The sequence below is a fragment of the Streptomyces sp. TP-A0356 genome (assembly GCF_001417775.1).
GTDB lineage: Bacteria > Actinomycetota > Actinomycetes > Streptomycetales > Streptomycetaceae > Streptomyces.
Genome location: NZ_BBZJ01000013.1, coordinates 326,631 through 348,420, shown reverse-complemented (window position 1 = coordinate 348,420; position 21,790 = coordinate 326,631). Strand labels below are relative to the sequence as shown.

Here is a 21,790-nt window from a genome sequence, read left to right as displayed (position 1 = left end):
CGACAACGCGGCGAGGTGCCGTGCCGGGCGTCGCGAGCCGGTGAACCTTTCCGGTCGCAGCACTAGAGCAGTCCGGCCGCCGCCAGGAACTTGCCCACCCGTTCCGTCTCCGTCTCCGACAGCGGCACCTGGGGGTCGGCCGTCGCCGGGCAGGCGATCACACCCCGTAGGTGCAGCGCCGCCTTGAACGCGCCCAGGCTCGACGAACTCTGGCCCATCCGGGCCGGGTCGCCCACGCCGACCATGCCGTACAGCGCGCACAGCCGCTCCTGCTCGGCGCGGGCCGCGTCCCAGTCGCCCGCCCGGCACAGGCGGTACAGGCGGACGTAGCCTTCGGGGTCCACGTTGGCCAGCCCCGGTACCGCCCCGTCCGCGCCCAGCGCCAGTGCCGAGTCCACGATCAGCTCCGAACCCGTCAGCACACTGAAGCCCGTGATCGCGGGGTGCGAGCGGGCGCCCGTGACGATCGCGCGGAAGCCGGCCAGATCGCCGCTGGAGTCCTTCAGCCCGGCGAGGGTCCCGTCCGCGGCCAGTTCCAGGATCAGTTCCGGGTCCGGCTTGGTGTGGACGGCGGCGGGGATGTCGTAGGCGAGGACCGGCACGGGGGAGCGCTCGGCGATCAGGCGGTAGTGGCGGGCGATCTCCGCGGGGTGCGTGCGCGCGTAGAAGGGTGCCGTCACGACCACCGCGTCCGCTCCCGCACCCGTCGTGTACGCCACGTGGTCCAGCACCCGCGGGGTCGTCATGTCGATCGCCCCGGCCAGCACCGGGACCCGGCCCGCCGCATGGGCCACCACCGTCTCCACCACCAGCAGCCGCTGACGGTCCGTCAAGAAGGCTGCCTCCGAGGAGGACCCCAGCACGAACAGGGCGTCGACCCCGGCCGCGACCAGATGGTCCACGAGCCTGGTGAGCGAGGGGACGTCCACCTCGCGTTCCGGTGTCAGGGGGGTGCAGACGGGCGGGACGACACCGGTCAGCGGGGCGGGGATCTTCATCAGGGCTCCCGGGCGTGCTTCTGTTCGGGCAGGACGTCGGCCATGGCGGTGGCCGGGGAGGGCCGCGCCGCCTGGCGCACGAGGTCCCGTGTCGGCTCGCCCTCCTGCACAGGATGGTGACAGCGGAAGCGGTGCCCCGCCGCCGACGCGCCCGAGAAGTCCGGCATCGCCGCGGCGCACTCCTCGTCCGCCTTCCAGCAGCGGGTACGGAAGGGGCACCCGCTCGGTGGCCGTGTCGCCGACGGCACCGGGCCGGCCAGCGGGATCGGGTCGATCGGGTCCAGCAGACCGGGGGTGGCGGAGAAGAGGGCGCGGGTGTACGGGTGCCGGGCGTGGCCGGTGACCCGGTCGGCCGGAGCCTCCTCGACGATCCGGCCGAGGTACATCGTGATCACGCGGTCGCTCATCCGCCGTACGGTCTGGATGTCGTGCGAGACGAAGACCAGCGCCAGGCCCAGGCGTTCCCTCAGGTCCAGCAGCAGATTGAGGATCTGCGCGCGAACCGACACGTCCAGCGCGCTCGTCGGCTCGTCCGCCACCACCAGGTCCGGCTCCAGCGCCAGGGCCCGGGCGATGGCGACGCGCTGCCGCTGGCCTCCGGAGAGCTGACCGGGCAGCCCGTCGGCGAGGGCGCGGGGGAGGCCCACGAGGGACATCAACTCCGCCACGCGCGCCTCCCGTTCGGCCGGTGTGCCGCGCCGGTGCACGTCCAGGGGGTCCCGCAGGATCCGGCGCACGGTCAGCCGTCGGTTCAGAGCCGTCGACGGATCCTGGAAGACCATGCCGGTGCTGGAGCCGACCGCGGCCCGGCGTTCGGCGGGCGGCATCGACCACAGGTCCCGGCCCCGGAAGAGCACCGTGCCGGACGTGGGCCGTTCCACACCCACCAGCACCTTCGCCAAAGTCGACTTCCCACAGCCCGACTCGCCGACCACACCGACCGTCTCACCGGGCGCGACGGTCAGGTCCGCGCCGGTCAGGGCGTACACCCTGTCCCGGGTGAACAGGCCGCCGCTGCGGGCCCGGTGGACGACATGGGCGTCGGACAACCGCACGATCGCGTTCACTTGACCGCCTTGCTCTGCGTCGTCACCAGGTCGACCGCCGGATGGTGACAGGCTGCCGTGTGCGTCCGCGTCCCCACCGCAGCGGGCGCCGTCGTCCGGCACACCTCGCTCGCCAGCGGGCAGCGGTCCGCGAAGCGGCAGCCCGCGGGGAAGTCCGCGGGGGCGGGCACGACACCCTTGATCTGCGTCATCCGCTCGGCCGCCGACTCCAGTGACAGCACGCTGCCGAGCAGCCCGCGTGTGTAGTGATGGGCCGGTGCCTCCACCAGGTTCGCGGTCACGCCCGTCTCGACGATCTGCCCGCCGTACATCACGGCCACCCGGTCCGTGACGTCCGCGACCAGCGCCAGGTCGTGCGAGACGAGGATCAGCGCGAAGCCCAGCTCCTCCCGCAGCCCAAGCAGCAGGGAGATGATCTGTGCCTGCACCGTCACGTCGAGCGCGGTCGTCGGCTCGTCGGCGACGATCAGCTTGGGGTCGCGCGAGAGCGCCATGGCGATCAGGACGCGCTGACGCTGCCCGCCGGAGAGTTCGTGCGGGTAGCTGCGCAGGGTGCGCTCGGGGTCCAGTCCCACCAGGGTCAGCAGCTCGGCGGGGGCGCGCCGACCGCCCCGCCGTACGACCTGTTTGAGCTGCGCCCGGATCGTCATCGCCGGATTCAGCGACGACAGGGCGTCCTGGTAGATCATCGCCATCTCGTGGCCCAGCAGCCCCCTGCGCACCCGCATCGGTTCCCCCACCAACTGCCGCTGCCCGAACCGCACCTGGCCGCGCACCTGGGCACCCTTGGGCTCCAGGCCCATCACCGCGAGGGCCGTCAGCGACTTGCCGCAGCCCGACTCGCCCACCAGGCCGAGGACTTCGCCGGGGCGCACCTCGAAGCCGATACCGTCGACGACGTCCACGCCTCGGTGGCGCCCGGGGAAGGAGATGGCGAGGTTCTCCACCGCCAGCACCGGCCGGCCGCCGGGCAGGGGGCGGGCACGGGAGCGCAGCCGCCGCGCCGCCTCGGTCAGGCCGGGCAACGGCACCACCTCGCCGCTGCCGGGCTCCGGCGCCGCCAGGCGGTCGTCGCGCACGTCCACGTCCCGGGCCGGCGGAGCCGCCCACGCGTCCGAGACGCCCTCGGACAGGATGTTCAGCGAGAGGACCGTGATCAGCATCAGCAGCCCTGGGCAGACCGTCGCCCACCAGCCGCCGGTCAGGACCATGTTCTTGCCGTCCGCGATGACGCTGCCCCAGGACGGGTCCGGAGGGCGCACGCCCGCCCCGATGAAGGACAGCGACGCCTCGAACACGATGGCCTCGGCGACCTGGACCGTGCAGAACACCAGAACGGGCGCGGCGCAGTTGACCGCCACGTGCCGCAGCACGATGTGGGGCGTCCGGGCGCCGATGACGCGTTCCGCCGTCACATAGTCCTCGCCGTACTGGTCGAGGACGTTCGCCCGTACGACCCTGGCGACCGGCGGGGTGAACAGGAACGCGATCGCGCAGATCAGCACCGTGATGCCACCGCCGAAGACGGCGACGAGGACGGCCGCGAGCGCGATGCCGGGGAACGCCATGACGATGTCCAGGCAGCGCATCAGCGTCTCGTCGACCGCCTTGCGGGAGGTCGCCGCGACCGAGCCGAGCAGGGCGCCCACGACCAGGGCGAGGGCGGTCGCGCCGAGCCCGATGGCCAGGGACCAGCGGGCGCCGTACATCAGCCGGCTCAGGATGTCGCGGCCGAGGCTGTCCTGGCCCATCCAGTGGGCGGCGGACGGATGCCCGCTGCCGTCGACGGGTTCCTGCTGGTCGAGCGGGTCGTGCGGGGCGATCAGCTGCGCGAGCACCGCCACCAGGACGACGACCGCCAGGAAGCACACCGCGGCCTTCGACAGCGGCGGCAGCCGGCGCCATCCCCGCAGCCGGATGCCGGAACGGGAGAGGGCCTCGGTGAGGCTCTTGCGCCCGATCATCGGGCCGCATCCCTCAGTCGCGGATTGACCAGCAGATACAGGATGTCGATGACGAGGTTGACGACCACGAAGCCGGTCGCCGTGGTCAGCACCACGCCCTGCACGACGGCCGGATCGCCGTTCTGGACGGCGTCGATCATCAGCTTGCCCATCCCGGGCAGGGAGAAGATCGTCTCGATGACGACCGCGCCGCCCAGCAGATACCCCACGCGCAGCCCCAGCACCGTCAGGGGATTGATCAGGGCGTTGCGCAGGACGTTCCGCCCTACGACCACCCGCGGCGGCAGCCCGCTGCCGATCGCCGTCCGTACGTAGTCCTTGTCCAGCTCCTCCACCACGGCCGTCCGCACGATCCTGGTCAGCTGCGCCGCCACCGGCAGCGACAGCGCGAAGGCGGGCAGCGTCATCGTCCGCAGCCAGCCGGTGAGGGAGTCGGCGGGATTGACGTAGCCGCCGGTCGGGAACCAGCCCTGGTCCACGGCCAGGTACTGGATCATCAGCAGCGCCAGCCAGAAGCCGGGGGCGGCGACCCCGGTCAGGGACACCACCCGGATGATCTGGTCCGGCAGCCGGTCCCGATGGATCGCGGCCGTCACTCCGCCGAGCAGCGCCAGCACCACCGCGATGACGAGCCCCAGGAAGGTGAGCTGGAGGGTGAGCGGCAGGGCGGTGGTGACCTGGTCGACCACCGGCGCCCGGGTCAGCGCGCTGGTGCCCATGTCGCCGTGGAGCAGATCGCCCACGAAGTGCGCGTACCGCACCGGCAGCGGATCGAGCAGGCCGTTGCGCTGCCGGAAGTCGTGCAGTTGCCCCGGTGTCGGGTTGGCGCCCTGGAAGAACGCGGACGCCGGGTCCACGTCCGAGAACCGCATCACCAGGAACACGAACAGCACGATGCCCAGCAGCAGCGGCACCAGCAGGAGGACGCGGCGGGCCAGGATCCTGGCGATGGCGAGCACGGATGCAACTCCCCTGTCGCTAGACCCAGGAGGCCTGGAGGAGGTTGACGCCCGGGTAGGGCTGGGCCCTTGTCCCCGTGAGCTTCTTCGGGTCCCAGGCCGTCATCAGCTCGTTGTGGACGACGGGGTAGAGCACGGCCTGCTCGGCGACGACGTCGATGTAGTCCTGGATCATCGCCTTCTTCCTCTCCGGGTCCGACTCCCGGGTCGCCCGGTCCATGTCCTGGAAGAGCTTCCTCGCGACGGGGTCGTCGGCCCAGCGGGCGTACTGCATCCACAGGTTCTGCGGGCCGTAGTTGTAGTGCATGATCAGGTCGGCGTCGAGGCCGAACTGGTTGGGGTTCGAGGCGGCGGCGACGACCTGGTAGTCCTGCTTCTGGTCCATCTTGGTGAAGACGGCCGTGGTCTCCTGCGGCGACAGCGTCGTCTCCACGCCGATCGCGTCCCAGGACGCCTTGATGGTCGGCAGGCAGTCGACGATCCAGCTCACGTTCACGGCCAGGACGTCGATCTTCAGCCCGCTGACCCCGGCCTCCTTCAGGAGCCGCTTCGCCTTCTCGGGGTCGTGGTCGTAGACGGTCCTCGCCCGCCGGTAGCCCGGATTGCCCTCGTTCAGGAAGGAGCTCGAAGGCTTCCCGTGCCCCTTGAGGGCAACCTGGACCATCTTGCCGGTGTCGATCGCGTAGTGCAGTGCCTGCCGGACGCGGATGTCGTCGAAGGGCTTGTGCCGGGTGTTGAACATCAGGAACAGGTTGTTCATCCCGGCCCCGCCCTCGACCGTGAGACCACCCTTCCTGAGCTGTTCGATGTTGGCGTACGGGATGTTGTCCGCGATCTGCGCCCCCGCGTCGGTCCCGGAGATCCTGGCGACGCGGGACGCGGCATCGACGATCGTGAGCCAGTTCATCCTCTTGAAGGCGGGCCTGCGTGGCCCGTTGTAGTCGGCGAACGCCTCGAAGGTGGTGTTCGACTTGGGATGGTGTGCGGTCTGCCGGTACGGTCCGGAGCCGACCGCCTTGCCCTTGATCGCGTCGTCCCAGGCGCCGGGCCTGGAGAAGACGTGCTTCGGCATGATCTTCGCCAGCGTCAGCCGGGCGATCCCCTCAGGGAAGGGGAACTTGAGCACCAGTTCCACGTTCCGCTCGTCGATCCCGCGGACTTCCCTCAGCCAGCTCGCGAAGAACCCCTTGGCCAGGGTCTGGGTGTTCGGGTCCAGGATCCGGTCGAAGACGAAGACGACGTCGTCGGCCGTGACCGGCTGTCCGTCGTGGAACTTCGCCCCCGCCCGCAGAGTGAACCTCCAGGACGTGCCGCCGAGGTCCTTCGGCACCTCGGTGGCGAGCGCCGCGTACGGCTTCCGCGTGATCGGGTCGGTGTCGAGCAGGCCTTCGTAGATGTGGTTGTTGGCGGCCATGCAGAAGGCGGAGGCGGTCTGCGTGGGGTCCCAGCTGCCGTCGTTGCCGTAGCCGATGACCGCCGTCAGCGTCCGGTCGCCGCCGCCCCCGCTGCCGGTGTCGTTGGTCGACTCCGGGCCCGAGGAACAGGCGGCCAGCGACGAGGAGAGGGCGGCGGCCGCGCCCAGCGCGCCGGAGTACTTCAGGAACGCCCGGCGGGCCGGCGCCGGTACGTCGGGGGTCACGTCGCGCACGGTTCCTCCAGCAAAGGTGGTCCGAGGGAAGGCTTCGGACAGGGCTCGACGATGGCGGAGATACGACGTCCTACGTCATGGGCGGCAGCGTGACCATAGGAGGGGGCGCGGGGGCGGTCAAGGGCCCTTACACGAATGGCGTAGCCGCCAAAGGTACGACCAATGGAGCCGTGAAATCGGGGTAGTTGGCGGTATATCCGTCCCGGGGGCAGAGACGTCCGACAGCCGCGCGCGTACGATGCGGCGCATGTCTCAGGAGCCCGGGAACCGGCGCAGGACCGCGCGGCGTGTGAGCAGCCGGATTCAGCGTGAGGTCATGCAGCTCATCCTCGATCGCAAACTCCGGCCCGGTGCGCCGCTGCCCACCGAGTCGGAGTTGATGGAGGACCTCGGGGTGAGCCGCAACTCCGTCCGCGAGGCGCTCAAGGCCCTCCAGGCGCTCGACATCGTGGAGATCAGACACGGATACGGGACGTATGTGGGGCAGGCGTCGCTGACCCCGTTCGTCGATGGGCTCACCTTCCGCACGCTCACCCGGCCCGACGACGAGGTGGACGCCCTGAGCGAGATCCTCCAGGTGCGCGAGGTGCTGGAGGAGGGGTTGATCCGCAGGGTCGCCATGACGCTGTCCGAGCCGGAGCTGGACCGTCTGGATGCGGTGGTGGCCCGGATGGAGGCGGCGGGGCGCGAGGGCCGCTCGTTTCCCGAACTCGACCGGGAGTTCCACGAGTTGCTGTACGGCTCACTCGGGAACGCGCTGGTGCCGCAGCTGCTGGGCGCGTTCTGGACGGTGTTCAGACGGGTCGCCCGGGCCCGGGACTGGTCGGACGGCGCCACCCCGGTCCTGACGGCCCGCCGCCACCGCGACATCGTCACCGCGCTGCGGGCGCGGGACGTCGAGGGGGCGGAGCGGGCGATGACGGAGCACTTCCGGGGGATCGAGGCCCGAACGGCCCAGGAGTACGGGGAGCCTTCGGGCCTCTGAGCGGCACGGCACTCCGCTGTACGGCCGCCACGAGCTCAGCGTGTGACGTCACGGATGAACTGCGTCCAGGCCGCCGGACGGATGAGGAGCACGGGACCGCCGGGCACCTTGCTGTCACGGACGGGGACGACTCCGGGGACTCCGTCGGCGACCTCGACGCAGTCGCCTCCGTTGTCGTCGCTGTGGCTGCTCTTGCGCCAGCGGGCGTTGCTCAGGTCGTACCCGCGCATCGTCTGTGGTCCTCCGCCGCCGACTCGATCAGGGCCAGGGACGCCTTCAGCGGCAGCGCGGCGGCCCTGAGCAGATCGTATGCCCCCTGCACACGCTTCACCAGGGCCGGATCGTCGAGCAGGTTCCCCGAATACACCGCCTCCGTATAGGTGGTTGGGGGCGCGTCCTCGAACTCGAAGAGCCTGACCATCCGGCCCATGAGCGGGTACGCGCCCACACTCGTCGGCAGCACCTGCACCAGGACCCTCCGCTGCCGTGCCAGTTCCGCGATGTGGTCCAACTGGGCGGCCATCTTGGCCTCACCCCCGACCGGAATGCGCACCACGTGCTCGTGCAAGATCGCCCAATACACGGGCCGTGCAGCGTCGGCCAGGATCTGGGCCCGCTCCACGCGGGCCGTCACCTTCTCCTGGATGTACTCCTCGGTGACGAACGGGTTGCTCGCCAGCGTCACCGCCCGCGTGTACTCCGCGGTCTGCAACAGCCCCGGCACCAACGTCGGCGCGAACTCGCAGATCTTCGTGGCCAGCCGCTCAAGCTCGACCACCTCCGCGAAATGGTCCGCATACCGCTTGTCATCAATCAGCTTTCGCCACGTTCGCTCGAAAAAGCCCTCGGTTTGCAGGACCTCGTCGATCCGCTGGGCGACGTCCAACTGCGGCTTGCGAATTGCCTGTTCGAATTGGCCGATGTAGCCGCCGGAGACGAATACCCGGGCGCCCAGCTCCACTTGAGTGAATCCCGCGTTCTCCCGCCGTCGTTTCAGCTCCGCGCCGAAGAACTCCCACGCCGCCTGGCGTGCACCGTTGGCCATGGCCCAACGCCCCTCCGCTGCCACGCACTTGTAGAGCACAGACACCTGCCGAGTGTAGATGCAGAGCGTCACCATGGAGAGACGAAGCGTAAAAGTCGAAAGGGAAGGGGAGCACGGTGGCTGCAGTACACGTATCACTCGGGGGACGACACTCGGCGCGCTGCGTCGAAGAGGCGGAGGAAGCAGTGAAGGAATTACGGGCGGCGCTCGCGGACGCCGGAATCACGTTGCCGTCCCTCCGGCTCGACCCGGCGAGTCTGGCGCGCGAGGCTCCCTGTCCGCTGGTGGAATTGGGCGGCTGTTCCGTCGATGTCGCCGCACGGCTCACGGCGGCCCTGCGCCCGCAGCGGGCGAGGGAGGTGGGATGAAGCCGCCGATCGGGTCGTACGCCGTGGACATCCGGACCGGAAGGGTGGGCGTGGTGATGGGGCACGAGGGCCCGTACGTACAGCTGAGACCGTACGGCGGAGGCAAGGAGTGGGACGTGGAACCGGAGGCCGTGCGCGTCGCCACCCAGGCGGAACGCCTCAGGGCCGCCACCGCGTACGCCAACGCCCGCAGCCGCGGTGAGGTGCCTTGAAGGAGATGGAGGCGGGACCGAAAGGGGCCGGCCCGGCCCGGGGCGCGCCCGCCGTAGGCGAGAATGGCTCCCATGAGTCTGTTCCGCGACGACGGCATCGTGCTGCGCACCCAGAAGCTGGGTGAGGCGGACCGGATCATCACGCTGCTCACGCGCGGTCACGGACGCGTACGCGCCGTGGCCCGCGGCGTGCGCCGCACCAAGTCGAAGTTCGGGGCCCGGCTGGAGCCCTTCTCGCACGTGGACGTGCAGTTCTTCGCGCGCGGAAGTGAGCTGGTGGGGCGCGGGCTGCCGCTGTGCACGCAGAGCGAGACCATCGCCCCGTACGGCGGCGGGATCGTGACCGACTACGCGCGCTACACGGCCGGGACCGCCATGCTGGAGACCGCCGAGCGGTTCACCGATCACGAGGGCGAGCCGGCGGTCCAGCAGTATCTGCTGCTCGTCGGCGGGCTGCGCACCCTCGCCCGGGGCGAGCACGCGCCGCATCTCGTGCTGGACGCGTTCCTGCTGCGCTCCCTCGCGGTCAACGGCTACGCGCCCAGCTTCAGCGACTGCGCGAAGTGCGGCATGCCCGGTCCGAACCGGTTCTTCTCGGTCGCGTCCGGCGGGGCCGTCTGCGCCGACTGCCGGGTGCCCGGCAGCGTCGTGCCTTCACCGGGAGCCCTGGAACTGCTCGGCGCGCTGCTGACGGGAGACTGGGAGACCGCGGACGCGTGCGAGCCGCGGTACGTCCGGGAGGGCAGCGGACTGGTGTCGGCGTATCTGCACTGGCACCTGGAGCGCGGACTGCGCTCGCTTCGGTACGTGGAACAGTAGAGCGACAGCGGATCGCGACAGCACATCGAGGGAGACGAGAGCACATGGCCGTACGCGGGATCCTGGGGCGCCAGCGCCGCGAGTACAGGACGCCGGAGCCGCATCCGTCCGGTGCCCGCCCGCCCAAGCTGCCGGGCGAGCTGGTCCCGAAGCACGTCGCGATCGTCATGGACGGCAACGGCCGGTGGGCCAAGGAGCGGGGGCTGCCGCGCACCGAGGGTCACAAGGTGGGCGCCGAGCGTGTGCTGGACGTGCTCCAGGGCGCGATCGAGATGGGTGTCGGGAACATCTCCCTGTACGCCTTCTCCACCGAGAACTGGAAGCGCTCGCCGGACGAGGTCCGCTTCCTGATGAACTTCAACCGTGACTTCATCCGCAAGACCCGCGACCAGCTCGACGAACTGGGCATCCGGGTGCGCTGGGTCGGCCGTATGCCCAGGCTGTGGAAGTCGGTGGCCAAGGAGCTCCAGGTCGCCCAGGAGCAGACCAAGGGCAACGACCGGCTCACGCTGTACTTCTGCATGAACTACGGCGGCCGTGCCGAGATCGCGGACGCGGCGAAGGCCCTGGCGGAGGACGTGAAGGCGGGCAGGCTCGACCCGTCGAAGGTCGACGAGAAGACCCTCGCGCGGTACCTGTACTACCCGGACATGCCGGATGTGGACCTGTTCCTGCGGCCGAGCGGCGAGCAGCGCACCTCCAACTACCTGATCTGGCAGAGCGCCTACGCCGAGATGGTCTTCCAGGACGTCCTGTGGCCCGACTTCGACCGCCGCGACCTGTGGCGGGCGTGCGTGGAGTTCGCCTCCCGGGACCGCCGCTTCGGCGGGGCGATCCCGAACGAGGAGCTGCTGGCGATGGAGGGACGGCAGGAGGGCGACTGAGCCCTGCCGGGTCGGCGGCGGAGGGGTGTCGCCCCCTCCGCCCTTGGCCGGAAGTCCCGTCTGCGCCGGCCCCGGTGGTCAGTCGCCGGAGGCGGACGCGCACTCCGCGCACGTGCCGAAGATCTCCACGGTGTGGGCGACGTTGACGTAGCCGTGCTCCGCGGCGATCGCCTCCGCCCACTTCTCCACGGCCGGGCCCTCGACCTCGACCGCCTTGCCGCAGACGCGGCAGACCAGGTGGTGGTGGTGTTCGCCCGTCGAGCAGCGGCGGTACACCGACTCGCCGTCGGAGGTGCGCAGGACGTCGACCTCGCCCGCGTCGGCGAGGGACTGCAGCGTGCGGTAGACGGTCGTCAGACCCACCGAGTCGCCCTTGTGCTTGAGCATGTCGTGGAGCTCCTGGGCGCTGCGGAACTCGTCGACCTCGTCGAGCGCCGCCGCTACGGCGGCACGCTGGCGGGTGGATCGTCCCCGTACGGGCTGGCCGGCGGTCGTCACCGTTGCCTCCTCACGTCTGCGCCTTGCCGGGCCATTGTGCCAGCCCGGCCCGGGCGCAGTCAGATTCCGACCTGGTCGGTCGTCCCCCGGGTGGCTGGAATCGCGCACTCCACCGGGTCCCCGGTGCCCTGCGCGGCGGCCAGCGCGCGCGCCCGCCGTCGGGCCAGCGGCGTCGCCAGCGCGGTCAGTGCGATGAACGCGGCGATCGTCAGGAGCACGATCGTCGCGCCCGGCGGCACGTCCTGGTAGTACGACGTGATCGTGCCGCCGAGGGCCACGGCCACGCCGATGGCGACCGCGATCGCGAAGGTCGCCGCGAAGCTGCGGCCGAGCTGCTGCGCCGCCGCCACCGGGACCACCATCAGCGCGGAGACCAGGAGCAGACCGACCACCCGCATCGCGACCGTCACCGTCACCGCGGCGGTGACCGCCGTCAGCAGGTTCAGCGCGCGGACCGGCAGGCCGGTCACCCGCGCGAACTCCTCGTCCTGGCTGACCGCGAAGAGCTGACGGCGCAGGCCGAGGGTGACCAGGACGACGAAGGCCGCCAGCAGGCAGATCGCCAGGACGTCCGACTGGGAGACCGTCGACAGCGAGCCGAACAGGTACGACGTCAGGTTCGCGTTGGAGCCGCCCGGCGCGAGGTTGATGAACATCACGCCGCCGGCCATACCGCCGTAGAAGAGCATCGCGAGCGCGATGTCGCCGCGTGTCCTGCCGTACCAGCGGATCAGTTCCATCAGGACCGCGCCGAGGACCGAGACGGCCGTCGCCATCCACACCGGTGAGGTCGACAGCAGGAAGCCCAGGCCGACGCCCGTCATCGCCACATGGCCGATCCCGTCGCCCATCAGGGCCTGACGGCGCTGCACGAGGTAGATGCCGACGGCAGGCGCGGTGATGCCGACCAGGACGGCGGCGAGCAGCGCCCGCTGCATGAAGGCGTAGTTCAGGAAGTCCATCAGCTCAGCAGTCCCGTACGGCTCGGTTCGGCGCCCGCCGTCGCGTGCGGGTGTACATGGTCGTGGCCGGGCAGCGCATGCTGGCCCACGGCCTTCGGGGGCGGTCCGTCGTGCAGGACGCAGCCGTCGCGCAGGACGACCGCCCGGTCGATCAGCGGCTCCAGGGGGCCCAGTTCGTGCAGCACCAGCAGCACGGTGGCGCCCGTGGCCACCTGCTTCCGCAGCGTGCCCGCGAGCACCTCCTGGCTCGCCAGATCGACGCCCGCCATCGGCTCGTCCATGATCAGCAGTTCGGGCTCGGAGGCCAGGGCGCGGGCGATCAGCACGCGCTGGTGCTGGCCGCCGGAGAGCGCGTTGACGGAGTCCTTCGCCCGGTCGGCCATGCCGACGAGGTCCAGCGCCCGCCGTACGGCGTCGTGGTCCGCCTTGCGCAGGATGCCGAAGCGGGCCCGGGAGAGCCGACCGGAGGAGACCACTTCCGTCACCGTGGCGGGCACTCCGCCCGCGGCCGTCGTGCGCTGCGGCACGTATCCGACGCGCCGCCAGTCGCGGAAGCGGGCCAGCGGGGTGCCGAACATGTGGATCTCGCCGGCGCCGACCGGCACCTGTCCGATGATGCTGCGCACGGCGGTCGACTTGCCCGAGCCGTTCGCCCCCAGCAGCGCGACGACCTCACCGCGGTGCACGGTGAGGTCGATGCCGCGCAGGACGGGGCGCGAACCCAGGTCGGCGCGTACGCCGCGCAGGGATATGACGGGCTCGCCCATGGCGTCCTCCGTAATGATCACTTGGTTCCCAGGCCCGTCTGCAGCGCCTTGAGGTTGGCCTCCATGACCTGGAAGTAGTCGCTGCCGCGGGACTTGGACGTGATGCCCTCGATCGGGTCGAGGACGTCCGTCTTCAGGTTCGCGTCCTTGGCGATGGTCTTCGCGGTCTTGTCGCTGACGAGCGTCTCGTAGAACACCGTCGTGACGCCGTCGGCCTTCGCCATCCTCTCAAGGTCGCGCACCCGCGCGGCACTGGGCTCCGACTCCGGGTCCAGGCCGTTGATGGCATCCTCGGTGAGGCCGTAGCGCTCGGCGAGGTAGCCGAAGGCGGCGTGCGTGGTGATGAAGACCTTGCCCTTGGCGGTCTTCAGGCCGTCGGTGAACCGGGTGTTGAGCGCGTCGAGCTTCTTGACCAGCGCGTCCGTGTTCGCCTTGTACGCGTCCGCATGCCCCGGGTCCGCCTTCTCCAAGGCCTTGCCGACGCCCTTGGCGACCTCGGAGTACTTCACCGCGTCCAGCCAGATGTGGGGGTCCTTGCCGGACTCGCCCTTCTGCGTGTCGTGGGCGGCCGCGTGCCCGCCGACCTCGTTGCCGTGGTCCTCCAGGGAGGTCAGGGAGCCGGCGTCGACCTTCGTCTTGATCTCGGACTGGGCCACCGCGTCGTCGACGGAGGGCTGGAGGCCCTTGAGGTAGAGGACCGCGTCGGACTCCTGGAGCTGCGCGGTCTGCTTCGCGCTGATCTCCAGGTCGTGCGGTTCCTGGCCGGGCTGGGTGAGACTGGTGACGTGGACGTACTTGCCGCCGATCTGCTCGGCGAGGAAGGCCATCGGGTAGAACGACGCCACGACGTTGAACTTGCCTCCGCTGCCGCCCGCCGCGCTCGAGGAGGAGCAGGCGGAGGTCGCCGCGAGGGTCAGCGCGCTGACCCCGGTCAGGGCGGCCGTGGATATGAGGCGTCGTCGTACGTTCATGACAGTCATTTTCAACAAATATGGAAACCGTTGTCAACAAACCGGCTGGGAGGCCGGGGGCGGCACCGATTTGGTTGAGGGGGAGCCCCCGCCGGTACCCTGAAGCATTCGCTCTGAAGCATCTCGCTTCGTCGCCCGTCGTCGTAATGAAGAGAGCACCGTGGCCGCCGACAAGATCGACACCATCGTCAGCCTGAGCAAGCGCCGTGGCTTCGTATTCCCGTGCAGCGAGATCTACGGCGGTCAGCGTGCCGCCTGGGACTACGGACCGCTGGGTGTCGAGCTCAAGGAGAACATCAAGCGCCAGTGGTGGCGCTACATGGTGACGTCGCGCGAGGACGTCGTCGGTATCGACTCGTCGGTGATCCTGGCGACCGAGGTCTGGGTGGCCTCCGGTCACGTCGCCACCTTCACCGACCCGCTCACCGAGTGCACCTCCTGTCACAAGCGTTTCCGCGCCGACCACCTGGAAGAGGCGTACGAGGCCAAGCACGGCCGCCTGCCGGAGAACGGCCTCGCGGACATCAACTGCCCCAACTGCGGCAACAAGGGCCAGTTCACCGAGCCCAAGCAGTTCTCGGGTCTGCTCTCCACCCACCTCGGCCCGACCCAGGACAGCGGCTCGATCGCGTATCTGCGCCCCGAGACCGCGCAGGGCATCTTCACCAACTTCGCCCAGGTCCAGCAGACCTCGCGCCGCAAGCCGCCCTTCGGTATCGCGCAGATGGGCAAGTCGTTCCGCAACGAGATCACGCCGGGCAACTTCATCTTCCGCACCCGCGAGTTCGAGCAGATGGAGATGGAGTTCTTCGTCAAGCCGGGCGAGGACGAGAAGTGGCACGAGTACTGGATGCAGGAGCGCTGGAACTGGTACACGGGCCTCGGGCTGCGTGAAGAGAACATGCGCTGGTACGACCACCCCAAGGAGAAGCTCTCCCACTACTCCAAGCGCACGGCCGACATCGAGTACCGCTTCCAGTTCGGCGGCTCGGAGTGGGGCGAGCTGGAGGGTGTCGCCAACCGCACCGACTACGACCTCTCCGCGCACTCCAAGGCCTCCGGCCAGGACCTCTCCTACTTCGACCAGGAGGCGGGCGAGCGCTGGACCCCGTACGTCATCGAGCCCGCCGCGGGCGTGGGCCGCACCATGCTGGCCTTCCTGCTGGACGCCTACGTCGAGGACGAGGCGCCGAACGCCAAGGGCAAGATGGAGAAGCGCACGGTGCTGCGCCTGGACCACCGGCTCGCGCCCGTGAAGGTCGCGGTGCTGCCCCTGTCGCGCAACCCGGAGCTGTCCCCGAAGGCCAAGGGCCTGGCCCAGGCCCTGCGCCGGCACTGGAACATCGAGTTCGACGACGCGGGCGCCATCGGCCGTCGCTACCGCCGCCAGGACGAGATCGGCACGCCGTACTGCGTGACGGTCGACTTCGACACGCTGGACGACAACGCGGTGACGGTGCGTGAGCGCGACTCGATGAAGCAGGAGCGGGTGTCCCTCGACCAGATCGAGGGCTACCTCGCCGGGCGTCTCCTCGGCGCGTAGCCGGTCGCCTTTCGGAACGCCGGGTGGGCTGGAGCGATCCAGCCCACCCGGCGTTTCTGCGTCCGGCGGCGGCGATGCGTCCGACGGCGATGCGTCCGGCGGCGGCCATGCGTTCCCGCGCGATGTGCCTGACAGATGACAAGTGACAGATGTTGAATTCTGTCAGTCGCCATGCGAGGGTTGATACAGGCACGGCACATCCAGGAGTCATCTAGGAGTTCTCATGCGCACCCGCTCCCTCGGTACCACCGGCCCCCAGGTCTCCGCCCTCGGTCTCGGCTGCATGGGCATGTCCTCGTTGTACGGCGACGCGGACCGGACCGAGTCCATCGCCACTCTCCACGCCGCCCTGGAGGCGGGTGTGACCCTGATCGACACCGGCGACTTCTACGGCATGGGTCACAACGAGATGCTGATCGGCGAGGCCCTGCGCGCCGCCCCCGCCTCCCGTCGTGAACAGGCCCTGGTCAGCGTCAAGTTCGGCGCGCTGCGCGACCCGGTCGGTGGCTGGGGCGGTGTGGACGGCCGGCCCGCGGCCGTGAAGAACTTCGCCGCGTACTCGCTCCAGCGCCTCGGCGTCGACCACATCGACGTCTACCGCATCGCCCGTCTCGACCCCGATGTCCCGATCGAGGAGACGGTCGGAGCGATCTCCGAGCTGGTGGAGAAGGGGTACGTCCGGCACATCGGCCTGAGCGAGGTGGGCGCCGACACCATCCGCCGGGCCGCCGCGACCGCCCCGATCGCGGACCTCCAGATCGAGTACTCGATCATCACGCGCGGCATCGAGGACCGCATCCTGCCCACCACCCGCGAGCTGGGGATCGGCATCACGGCCTACGGCGTGCTGTCCCGCGGTCTGATCTCCGGCCACTTCACCCGCGACCGGCAGCTCGCCGCGAACGACTTCCGCTCCTTCTCGCCCCGCTTCCAGGGCGAGAACCTCGATCACAACCTCGGCCTGGTCGACGCGCTGCGGAAGATCGCCGAGCAGAAGGGCGTGAGCGTCGCGCAACTCGCGATCGCCTGGGTGCTGTCGCGGGGCGAGGACATCGTGCCGCTGGTCGGCGCCCGCACCCGGCAGCGGCTGTCGGAGGCCCTCGGCGCGCTGGAGGTGACCCTGGACGAGGCGGACCTGGCGGCCGTCGAGACGGCCGTACCGGCGGACGCGGCGGCCGGTGACCGCTACCCGCAGGCGCAGATGACCCACCTCGACAGCGAGCGCTGACCACACCGCCGGGTACGGTCTGGCCATGGCACCGACCAGCGAGACACTGACCGCCGAGCGCATCCTGGAGGCGACCGAGGAGGTGCTGCGCCGCCACGGCCCGGCCAAGGCCACCGTGGTGGACGTGGCCCGCGCGCTCGGCGTCAGCCATGGCAGCGTGTACCGCCACTTCCGTACGAAGACGGCGCTACGGGAGGCGGTCACCCAGCGGTGGCTGGACCGTACGGCGGCGGCGCTGGCCGGGTACGTCGGCGAGGGGCGGGATCCCGAGGCGCGGCTGCGGGACTGGCTGAGGGCGCTGTTCGAGGCCAAACGGCACAAGGCGGGCGACGACCCGGAACTGTTCGCCACCTTCAGCGTGCTGACCGGGGAGAGCAGCCGGGTCGTGGACCAGCACATCGCGGACCTCGCCGGTCAGCTCACGGCGATCGTCCGCGACGGCGTCGCGCGCGGCACCTTCGCGGCGACCCTGGACCCCGCGGTCACGGCCCGCGCGATCTTCCAGGCGACCGGGCGTTTCCACGACCCCGCGTACGCGGAGGAGTGGCGGCGGCCGGGCGTGGACGAGGAGTTCGAGGCCGTGGTGGATCTGCTGATGCGCGGCCTGCGGGCATCTGACGGCGGAGGCTCTCGCTAGCTCGGCCGGCACGCTTCAAGCCAAGTAATTTGATTCATTGACAACTTCCGGCGAAACTCTGCAAACCGGCTACCGGGTTCCCGCCGCCGCGCCCTATGGGCGGTGCGATGTAGTGTTGGTCATTGGGGGAGAAGAGCAGGGAAATCCGAAGAAATACGGTACTCGTAATGCTCGGAAAGAACGCTCATCGTCAAGGAATCAATCGGGGTGCTGGGCTGAGCGCTGCCACCGTGCTGGCTGTCGGCGCGCTCCTCGGCGGCGCCGGCACAGCGCTGGCGAGGCCGGCTTCGACCCCGTCAAGTGCCGTAACGGTAGGGGCTTTCCAGCGTATGCCGAGCCAAGGCGGCGGTGACTACGGCTGGGAAGACGGCTACAACAGCGGCACGAGGTGTGAGACTCTCTCTTCCACCGAGGGGGCTCCACTACCACCGGTCCTGGCCGAGAACGTCACGAAAGCCAGGGCTAGTAACGACCCAACTGCTATAAGGCTCGCGCAAGATGCGGCGTTGGCTTACAAGGTGAACTTCGATCGAGGGCATAAGGCAGGCGTGGCCAAGGTCGGTTGTCCGAAGACCGGCCCATCGAGCCCATCGAGTACACCCTCCACATCGTCTGCGCCGTCGACAGCGGTGACCACGCCGTCTGCGCCGTCGACACCGGCGACTACGCCGTCTGCGCCGTCGACACCGGCAACTACGCCGTCTGCGCCATCCACACCGGAGACCACAGTGCAGGCTCCGTCCACGACCAGTCCATCCGTCACGGCCCCGTCCGAGCCCTCGAACCCCGCCTGTGGTCCGCAGGTATGCGGCACCTCGACGACCCCGACGGAACCGCCCGTGGACACCTCGACGACCCCGACGGAACCGCCCGTGGACACCTCGACGACCCCGACGGAACCGCCCGTGGACACCTCGGCGGCGCCCATCGCCTGATGACGAGGGGACAGCCGAGTCAGGCCACGCAGAATTCGTTGCCCTCCGGGTCCCGCATGACCCACCAGTGTCCGGCCGGGCCCCTGTCCAACTCCTCGACGCGGGTCGCGCCCAAAGACTCCAGGCGTGCGACCGTCGCGTCACGGGAGTCGGGGCCCGCGTGGACGTCGATGTGCAGGCGGTTCTTGGCCGACTTCGGCTCGGGGACGTCCTGGAACAGGATGCGGCGGCCCCGCCCGATGCCCGTCTCCTCGTCGTACGGGTCGTCGGGGTGCCGGATAGCCGCGAAGCCCCGGAAGGTACGGGTGCCGTGGTGCTTGCGGACCGCCGCCTCCGGCAGCCGGCCGGCGGCCAGCAGGCCGTCGATCAGCGGGCTGTTGTCCTCCACCTCGTACCCCAGCGCCGCGGCCCAGAAGTCCGCGAGGACGGGCGCGTCGCGGGTGTCGACCACCAGCTTCCAGTTCAGTGCGGTCATGCCATCACTTATAGCCGGACCCGCCCGTCGAGCGGGCGGTCATGCGTCCGCCGGGTCCGCCGGGTCCACCGTGGCCTGATGGGCCTCGGCGAGGTGTTCCTCCGCCTTCAGCCAGGGCAGGAACTGCGCGTTCCTGCGCCAGCCGCACGTGTCGCAGCTGATCGTGCGCTGCACCCCCGCCCGCTGGACCCGCACGACATGTTCTCGGCCGTGCTGGTCCCAGCGGCTGACCTTGCTCGTGTTGATCTGCAGCATGACGCCTCCAGGGAGTACTGTCCGCTCGCGCAGCAAGGAGTGTGCAGCAACCCGAAGATCAACGGGGGTTCTTCGACGGCGAGTTCGCGCGTCGCCTCAGCTGATCCGGCGCGGCAGGCGCAGACTCAGCGCCACCGTCAGGGCGATTCCGGCCAGTTGGACCAGGAGCGTGGTCACCAGCGCGTCCCGCATGCCCATGCCGGGCACCAGCGCCAGGAACAGGGAGCCGAGTGTCGCGACACCCAGCGCCAGCGCCGACTGCTGAGTCGTGATCATGACCCCGCCGCCGACGCCCGCGCGGGCCGGCGGAACCTCGGACAGGACCAGCCGCAGGACGATCGGCAGCTGCAGCGCCTGGCCCGCGCCGGCCACCGCCGCACCCGGCAGCATCTCCGCCACGCCCAGGCGGGGCCAGGACTGCCAGGCGGCGAGCGCCAGGAGCGCCACGCCGACCGCCTGGATCAGTCCGCCGACGGTCACCACCCGGGTGCCGAAGCGGGCGACCAGCCGCGGCCCGCACAGCGAGACGACGAAGAACGTCACCGCCATGGGCGTGAGCGCGAGCCCCGCCGCGACCGGGCCGAGCCCGGCACCCCGTTGCAGCGCCACCGCGATCACGAACATGAACCCGCTGAAGCCGATCGAGAACGGCACGATCATGACCAGTCCCCGACGCAGCGACACCAGCGAGAACAGGCTCGGCGGCACCAGCGGCGTACGGCCCCGCCGGTCCGCGCGGCGCTCCACCGCGTAGAAGGCCCACGCGGCGAACGGGAACGCGGCCAGTGCCAGCCAGGTCCACAGCGGCCAGCCCGCCGCACGGCCCTCGGTGAGCGGCGCGAGCAGGGTCAGCAGCGACACGGCGAGCAGGACGGTGCCGGGGCCGTCCACCGGCTCCGGATGCTGCGAGCGGGTCTCCGGCACGGCCCGCGCGGCCAGGAACAGTCCGACGACCACGGCCGGGACGTTGACGAGGAACACCGAGCGCCAGCCGGTGCCGGCGATGTCCGCGGCCACGAGCACGCCGCCGAGGATCTGCCCGGCCACCATGGAGAGCCCGGCGGTCGCGCCGTACAGGCCCATCGCCTTGGCGCGACGCTGACCGCTGGTCGCCGCCTGGATGGTGGCGAGCACCTGCGGCAGCATCGCCGCGGCCGCCGCGCCCTGCGCGACGCGCGCCGCGACCAGCGTCCAGGCGTTCGGCGCGAGCCCGCACGCCAGCGAGGTCAGCCCGAAGGCCGCCATCCCGCCGAGGAAGAACTCGCGTCGGCCGAAGAGGTCGCCCAGCCGGCCGCCGAGGACGAGCAGGACGGCGTACGAGAGCCCGTACCCGGCGACGACGAGTTCGAGGACGGCCTCGCCCGCGTGCAGGTCCCTGCCGATCGTCGGAAGGGCGACGTTGACGATGAAGAAGTCGATGAGCGGCAGTGCCGCGGCCAGCAGCACCGTGAACAGTCCGAGCCCGCCCAGCTGCGGTGCCGCCACCGGCGAGCGGACGGTACGGGAAGTGAGAGTTTCGGTCACGCCATCGAGGCTCCGCCGAATCCCAGGGTGGTACCAGAGTCTTCTTATCCTGGTAGCAGCACTACCTGGAAACAGGGTCCGTCAGACGGCAGGCTGGGGGCATGGCGACCATGGTGCAGGAGACGGCGGCGGTCCGGGAGATCCGGGAGATCCGGGAGCCGGAGGCGCCCGAGACGCGCGCGTCCGAGATCCGGCGGCACGAACTGGCCGCCTTCCTGCGGCACCGCCGCGAGCACATCACCCCCGAGCAGGTCGGACTGCCCCGCGGCCGGCGCCGCCGCACACCGGGTCTGCGCCGCGAGGAGGTCGCTCAGCTCTCCGCGGTGGGGGTCACCTGGTACACCTGGCTGGAACAGGCCCGGGACATCCAGGTCTCCGTCCAGGTCCTCGACGCCCTCGCCCGTACCCTGCTGCTCGACGCCAGCGAGCGGGCGCACCTGTTCAACCTGGCCGGGGCCGTCGACCCCGCGCCCGGCGCGCACTGCCCGTCGGTCACCGACGCCCAGCGCATCCTGCTGGAGCAGCTGGAGCCGCTGCCGGCGTGCATCTCCAACAGCCGGTACGACATCCTCGCGTACAACCGCACCTACGGGCTGCTGCTGTGCGACCTCGACGCCATCGCCCCGGTGGACCGCAACTGCATGGTGCTGTGCTACACGAACCCGGACTGGCAGGCGGCGATCGTCCAGCTGGAGGAGACCATGCGGCTGATGGCCGCCAAGTTCCGCGCGAACATGGCCGACCATCTCGGCGAGCCCGCCTGGAAGATGCTGCTCAAGCGGCTGACGGCCGAGTCCGCCGCGTTCCGCGAGGCCTGGGAGCGGCACGAGGTGGTCGGCTCACGCAGCAAGCGCAAGCAGTTCCGCAACGCCCACGTGGGGTTGCTGACCCTGGACCACACGGACCTGTGGCTGGGGCCGCACAACGGCCCGCGGATGGTGACCTACGCGCCGGCCGACGAGGCGTCCCGCAGGGGGCTGGAGAGGCTGCGGGCCATCGCGGTGGAGAGGGAGCTGCACCGGGGTGGTGCGCCCGTGTAGGGCGCA

At 70.3% G+C, this 21,790-nt stretch carries 24 protein-coding genes; 9 read left to right on the top strand and 15 right to left on the bottom strand.

Annotated elements, in window-relative coordinates; all coding sequences use genetic code 11:
- Positions 1–62 precede the first annotated feature (62 nt).
- Genes ASC56_RS04895 through ASC56_RS04875 form a run of 5 tightly spaced genes read right to left on the bottom strand, consistent with a single transcriptional unit; the run spans position 63 to position 6,636 of the window.
- Positions 63–998, bottom strand: a complete 936-nt coding sequence (locus ASC56_RS04895; protein WP_055489933.1) for a dihydrodipicolinate synthase family protein — start codon at positions 996–998, stop codon at positions 63–65.
- The gene (locus tag ASC56_RS04890; RefSeq protein ID WP_055489932.1) at positions 998–2,065 is read right to left on the bottom strand and encodes an ABC transporter ATP-binding protein; all 1,068 of its coding nucleotides are present in this window, start codon (positions 2,063–2,065) and stop codon (positions 998–1,000) included. Before ASC56_RS04890 ends, ASC56_RS04895 begins: the two co-directional genes overlap by 1 nt.
- Positions 2,062–4,029, bottom strand: coding sequence for a dipeptide/oligopeptide/nickel ABC transporter permease/ATP-binding protein (locus ASC56_RS04885; RefSeq protein ID WP_055489931.1), 1,968 nt, complete (start codon positions 4,027–4,029; stop codon positions 2,062–2,064). The genes ASC56_RS04890 and ASC56_RS04885 overlap by 4 nt, the downstream gene beginning before the upstream one ends.
- On the bottom strand, positions 4,026–4,988 hold the full coding sequence (locus ASC56_RS04880; protein ID WP_055489930.1) for an ABC transporter permease: 963 nt from the start codon (positions 4,986–4,988) through the stop codon (positions 4,026–4,028). Before ASC56_RS04880 ends, ASC56_RS04885 begins: the two co-directional genes overlap by 4 nt.
- A 19-nt stretch (positions 4,989–5,007) precedes the next feature.
- On the bottom strand, positions 5,008–6,636 hold the full coding sequence (locus ASC56_RS04875; protein ID WP_055489929.1) for an ABC transporter substrate-binding protein: 1,629 nt from the start codon (positions 6,634–6,636) through the stop codon (positions 5,008–5,010).
- Positions 6,637–6,874: 238 nt separating this feature from the next.
- Here ASC56_RS04875 and ASC56_RS04870 point away from each other — a divergent pair, with 238 nt between their 5' ends.
- Positions 6,875–7,621 (top strand): FadR/GntR family transcriptional regulator, encoded by a 747-nt coding sequence (locus ASC56_RS04870; RefSeq protein ID WP_199835916.1) that lies wholly within the window; start codon positions 6,875–6,877, stop codon positions 7,619–7,621.
- A 35-nt stretch (positions 7,622–7,656) separates the two neighbouring features.
- Here ASC56_RS04870 and ASC56_RS04865 read toward each other — a convergent pair whose 3' ends face one another.
- Positions 7,657–7,851 (bottom strand): DUF397 domain-containing protein, encoded by a 195-nt coding sequence (locus ASC56_RS04865; protein ID WP_055489927.1) that lies wholly within the window; start codon positions 7,849–7,851, stop codon positions 7,657–7,659.
- Complete coding sequence (locus tag ASC56_RS04860) at positions 7,833–8,666, bottom strand: helix-turn-helix transcriptional regulator (RefSeq protein WP_055490174.1); 834 nt, start codon at positions 8,664–8,666, stop codon at positions 7,833–7,835. The genes ASC56_RS04865 and ASC56_RS04860 overlap by 19 nt, the downstream gene beginning before the upstream one ends.
- Before the next feature lie 185 nt (positions 8,667–8,851).
- Between ASC56_RS04860 and ASC56_RS04855 the strand changes: the two genes are divergently transcribed.
- The 4 genes from ASC56_RS04855 to ASC56_RS04840 all read left to right on the top strand — a co-directional run bounded on the left by ASC56_RS04855 (position 8,852) and on the right by ASC56_RS04840 (position 10,949).
- Positions 8,852–9,034, top strand: a complete 183-nt coding sequence (locus tag ASC56_RS04855) for a hypothetical protein (RefSeq protein WP_055489926.1) — start codon at positions 8,852–8,854, stop codon at positions 9,032–9,034.
- Positions 9,031–9,246: a hypothetical protein gene (locus ASC56_RS04850; protein WP_055489925.1), complete on the top strand. Its 216-nt coding sequence runs from the start codon at positions 9,031–9,033 to the stop codon at positions 9,244–9,246. The genes ASC56_RS04855 and ASC56_RS04850 overlap by 4 nt, the downstream gene beginning before the upstream one ends.
- 72 nt (positions 9,247–9,318) lie before the next feature.
- Complete coding sequence (recO, locus tag ASC56_RS04845) at positions 9,319–10,065, top strand: DNA repair protein RecO (protein WP_055489924.1); 747 nt, start codon at positions 9,319–9,321, stop codon at positions 10,063–10,065.
- Positions 10,066–10,109: 44 nt separating this feature from the next.
- Positions 10,110–10,949 (top strand): isoprenyl transferase, encoded by an 840-nt coding sequence (locus ASC56_RS04840; RefSeq protein WP_055489923.1) that lies wholly within the window; start codon positions 10,110–10,112, stop codon positions 10,947–10,949.
- A gap of 78 nt (positions 10,950–11,027) precedes the next feature.
- On the opposite strand, the gene ASC56_RS04835 is transcribed toward ASC56_RS04840, so the two are convergent.
- From ASC56_RS04835 to ASC56_RS04820, 4 genes are read right to left on the bottom strand one after another with little or no spacing between them, the layout of a single operon-like run.
- Positions 11,028–11,447, bottom strand: coding sequence for a Fur family transcriptional regulator (locus ASC56_RS04835; protein WP_055489922.1), 420 nt, complete (start codon positions 11,445–11,447; stop codon positions 11,028–11,030).
- 59 nt (positions 11,448–11,506) lie between these two features.
- Entirely contained in the window at positions 11,507–12,409 is a 903-nt protein-coding gene (locus ASC56_RS04830) for a metal ABC transporter permease (RefSeq protein ID WP_055489921.1), read from the bottom strand.
- The gene (locus tag ASC56_RS04825) at positions 12,409–13,176 is read right to left on the bottom strand and encodes a metal ABC transporter ATP-binding protein (RefSeq protein ID WP_055489920.1); all 768 of its coding nucleotides are present in this window, start codon (positions 13,174–13,176) and stop codon (positions 12,409–12,411) included. Before ASC56_RS04825 ends, ASC56_RS04830 begins: the two co-directional genes overlap by 1 nt.
- A 17-nt stretch (positions 13,177–13,193) precedes the next feature.
- Positions 13,194–14,147, bottom strand: a complete 954-nt coding sequence (locus ASC56_RS04820) for a metal ABC transporter substrate-binding protein (protein ID WP_055489919.1) — start codon at positions 14,145–14,147, stop codon at positions 13,194–13,196.
- A 160-nt stretch (positions 14,148–14,307) separates the two neighbouring features.
- Here ASC56_RS04820 and ASC56_RS04815 point away from each other — a divergent pair, with 160 nt between their 5' ends.
- From ASC56_RS04815 to ASC56_RS04805, 3 genes are all read left to right on the top strand, one after another.
- A complete protein-coding gene (locus ASC56_RS04815) occupies positions 14,308–15,690 on the top strand; it encodes a glycine--tRNA ligase (RefSeq protein ID WP_055489918.1) in 1,383 nt (460 codons plus the stop codon).
- Between the two features lie 223 nt (positions 15,691–15,913).
- Entirely contained in the window at positions 15,914–16,918 is a 1,005-nt protein-coding gene (locus tag ASC56_RS04810) for an aldo/keto reductase (RefSeq protein ID WP_055489917.1), read from the top strand.
- Positions 16,919–16,943: 25 nt separating this feature from the next.
- Positions 16,944–17,555 carry a TetR family transcriptional regulator gene (locus ASC56_RS04805; protein WP_055489916.1) on the top strand — a complete coding sequence of 204 codons (612 nt, stop codon included), beginning with the start codon at positions 16,944–16,946 and terminating at the stop codon, positions 17,553–17,555.
- A gap of 511 nt (positions 17,556–18,066) precedes the next feature.
- Here the strand turns inward: ASC56_RS04805 and ASC56_RS04800 are convergent.
- From ASC56_RS04800 to ASC56_RS04785, 4 genes are all read right to left on the bottom strand, one after another.
- Positions 18,067–18,483, bottom strand: coding sequence for a hypothetical protein (locus tag ASC56_RS04800; RefSeq protein WP_055489915.1), 417 nt, complete (start codon positions 18,481–18,483; stop codon positions 18,067–18,069).
- A 26-nt stretch (positions 18,484–18,509) separates the two neighbouring features.
- Entirely contained in the window at positions 18,510–18,965 is a 456-nt protein-coding gene (locus tag ASC56_RS04795) for a VOC family protein (protein WP_055489914.1), read from the bottom strand.
- 39 nt (positions 18,966–19,004) lie between these two features.
- A complete protein-coding gene (locus tag ASC56_RS04790) occupies positions 19,005–19,220 on the bottom strand; it encodes a hypothetical protein (protein ID WP_055489913.1) in 216 nt (71 codons plus the stop codon).
- Between the two features lie 96 nt (positions 19,221–19,316).
- A complete protein-coding gene (locus ASC56_RS04785) occupies positions 19,317–20,744 on the bottom strand; it encodes an MFS transporter (RefSeq protein WP_055489912.1) in 1,428 nt (475 codons plus the stop codon).
- A 101-nt stretch (positions 20,745–20,845) separates the two neighbouring features.
- On the opposite strand from ASC56_RS04785, the gene ASC56_RS04780 reads away from it, so the two are divergent.
- The gene (locus tag ASC56_RS04780) at positions 20,846–21,784 is read left to right on the top strand and encodes a helix-turn-helix transcriptional regulator (RefSeq protein WP_079102290.1); all 939 of its coding nucleotides are present in this window, start codon (positions 20,846–20,848) and stop codon (positions 21,782–21,784) included.
- The last annotated feature ends 6 nt before the right edge of the window (positions 21,785–21,790 follow it).

What these genes read in the sequence shown, in the direction of transcription:
- ASC56_RS04895 (WP_055489933.1), bottom strand. Translation starts at nt 998, where the DNA reads ATGAAGATCCCCGCCCCGCTGACCGGTGTCGTCCCGCCCGTCTGCACC.
- ASC56_RS04885 (WP_055489931.1), bottom strand. Translation starts at nt 4,029, where the DNA reads ATGATCGGGCGCAAGAGCCTCACCGAGGCCCTCTCCCGTTCCGGCATC.
- ASC56_RS04870 (WP_199835916.1), top strand. Translation starts at nt 6,875, where the DNA reads ATGCGGCGCATGTCTCAGGAGCCCGGGAACCGGCGCAGGACCGCGCGG.
- ASC56_RS04865 (WP_055489927.1), bottom strand. Translation starts at nt 7,851, where the DNA reads ATGCGCGGGTACGACCTGAGCAACGCCCGCTGGCGCAAGAGCAGCCAC.
- ASC56_RS04860 (WP_055490174.1), bottom strand. Translation starts at nt 8,666, where the DNA reads ATGGCCAACGGTGCACGCCAGGCGGCGTGGGAGTTCTTCGGCGCGGAG.
- ASC56_RS04850 (WP_055489925.1), top strand. Translation starts at nt 9,031, where the DNA reads ATGAAGCCGCCGATCGGGTCGTACGCCGTGGACATCCGGACCGGAAGG.
- recO (WP_055489924.1), top strand. Translation starts at nt 9,319, where the DNA reads ATGAGTCTGTTCCGCGACGACGGCATCGTGCTGCGCACCCAGAAGCTG.
- ASC56_RS04840 (WP_055489923.1), top strand. Translation starts at nt 10,110, where the DNA reads ATGGCCGTACGCGGGATCCTGGGGCGCCAGCGCCGCGAGTACAGGACG.
- ASC56_RS04830 (WP_055489921.1), bottom strand. Translation starts at nt 12,409, where the DNA reads ATGGACTTCCTGAACTACGCCTTCATGCAGCGGGCGCTGCTCGCCGCC.
- ASC56_RS04825 (WP_055489920.1), bottom strand. Translation starts at nt 13,176, where the DNA reads ATGGGCGAGCCCGTCATATCCCTGCGCGGCGTACGCGCCGACCTGGGT.
- ASC56_RS04820 (WP_055489919.1), bottom strand. Translation starts at nt 14,147, where the DNA reads ATGAACGTACGACGACGCCTCATATCCACGGCCGCCCTGACCGGGGTC.
- ASC56_RS04810 (WP_055489917.1), top strand. Translation starts at nt 15,914, where the DNA reads ATGCGCACCCGCTCCCTCGGTACCACCGGCCCCCAGGTCTCCGCCCTC.
- ASC56_RS04805 (WP_055489916.1), top strand. Translation starts at nt 16,944, where the DNA reads ATGGCACCGACCAGCGAGACACTGACCGCCGAGCGCATCCTGGAGGCG.
- ASC56_RS04800 (WP_055489915.1), bottom strand. Translation starts at nt 18,483, where the DNA reads ATGGGCGCCGCCGAGGTGTCCACGGGCGGTTCCGTCGGGGTCGTCGAG.
- ASC56_RS04795 (WP_055489914.1), bottom strand. Translation starts at nt 18,965, where the DNA reads ATGACCGCACTGAACTGGAAGCTGGTGGTCGACACCCGCGACGCGCCC.
- ASC56_RS04790 (WP_055489913.1), bottom strand. Translation starts at nt 19,220, where the DNA reads ATGCTGCAGATCAACACGAGCAAGGTCAGCCGCTGGGACCAGCACGGC.
- ASC56_RS04780 (WP_079102290.1), top strand. Translation starts at nt 20,846, where the DNA reads ATGGCGACCATGGTGCAGGAGACGGCGGCGGTCCGGGAGATCCGGGAG.